2 protein-coding genes and 1 pseudogene are annotated in these 1,229 nt (G+C 37.3%); all 3 read right to left on the bottom strand.

From position 1 onward, the window contains the following. Positions 1-28: 28 nt before the first annotated feature. A complete protein-coding gene (locus DXA87_RS17745; RefSeq protein WP_117505604.1) occupies positions 29-379 on the bottom strand; it encodes a WecB/TagA/CpsF family glycosyltransferase in 351 nt (116 codons plus the stop codon). Between the two features lie 3 nt (positions 380-382). Then, positions 383-1,039, bottom strand: a complete 657-nt coding sequence (locus tag DXA87_RS17740; RefSeq protein ID WP_015552310.1) for an SIS domain-containing protein — start codon at positions 1,037-1,039, stop codon at positions 383-385. Continuing rightward, positions 1,032-1,229 (bottom strand): annotated as a pseudogene (locus DXA87_RS18280) (hypothetical protein); the annotation flags it as partial. The pseudogene DXA87_RS18280 and the gene DXA87_RS17740, both read right to left, overlap by 8 nt.

Below are 1,229 nucleotides of genomic sequence, written 5' to 3'. Positions count from 1 at the left end.
TCTTGAAGTGTCTTAAATTACGATACCATTATAGTTCTGCAATTCCTTGTGCTCCACCTAAAATGAAAATAGAATATCCTTTTCGAGCGGATACTTCACATAATGCAGGAACCAAATCAGAACCTGATACTTTTTCTTTTATTGGTTTCTTTTGTAAACGGGAGATCCATATTAAAGGTTTTCCGTCTACCAAAACCATATTCGCCGCATCTACAATTTCCTTTAAATTTGAATCGTTTTCTATTTTTATAATTACATCTACATTGACAGCTACGATATATGATTTCTTCTTTTGCACAATCAAGTTTTCAATTTCACTTATTGTTTCATGCATATCCAAATTGTTTACATACGTGTTTAGCAACTTATACTTCTCCATGTACTACCTTCCAAAAAAGTATTCTTCAAGCATTAAGCATAAACAGTGGTAAACTGGAAGATGCAATTCCTGAATCATATATGTTTCATCTGCAGGAACCCGAATAGTTATGTCTGCAAGTTTAGACATATTTCCTCCGGCCCTTCCCGTAAGGCCTATAGTTTTCATTCCGATGGCCTTGGCAAGAACTGTTGCATATAAAATATTCTGGCTATTTCCAGATGTAGATATACCTAAAAACACATCACCTGGGCGACCGTATCCGTAAAGCTGCTGCGCATATACGCTTAAACTACCTACGTCATTCAAGTAAGCAGTAGTAAGCGCCTCGTGTGCAACCAGAGGAATGGCCATCAATCCTTGCTCTAAATCATTTGCAAGCTGTTTTCCGATGACTGGATCTATTATTTCAAGCTTTTCAGCAAGTGTTTCTGGTACTGGTCGAGATATTTTAAATTTTTTCATTAACTCTCCGACAATATGCTCCGCATCAGCAGCAGATCCACCATTTCCGGCAATTAGTAACTTTCCACCGTTTTTATAACACTCTTCCAGTATTGTATATGTGTTTAAAATATCTTCTTTAATGGGTACAAGGGTAGGGTACCTTTCACAAAATAGTTCCAAATGTTTCTGTACATTTTCTGATAATCTATTCATGGCCTAATTCCTCTGGTGTATAATCTTCAGGAGAGTAATGAATCACTCTTGTTCCAGCATTTTCGAATTTAAAAGGGATATAAAGTAAATCTTGCATTGCCCTTCGTACAGCATCTTGAAAACTAGGCTGCACATAAAACACAAGGAATCCACCGCTGCATATTGCGAAGCTAAACGGCCGTCTTTGCGG

The sequence above is a fragment of the Desulfotomaculum sp. OF05-3 genome (genome assembly GCF_003435535.1).
Lineage (GTDB): Bacteria > Bacillota > Clostridia > Lachnospirales > Lachnospiraceae > Pilosibacter > Pilosibacter fragilis.
Note: the sequence above shows the minus strand (reverse complement) of the source record. Positions and strands in the feature narration are given on the sequence as shown.

Coding starts and splice junctions, on each gene's coding strand:
- DXA87_RS17745 (WP_117505604.1), bottom strand. CDS start 379: ATGGAGAAGTATAAGTTGCTAAACACGTATGTAAACAATTTGGATATG.
- DXA87_RS17740 (WP_015552310.1), bottom strand. CDS start 1,039: ATGAATAGATTATCAGAAAATGTACAGAAACATTTGGAACTATTTTGT.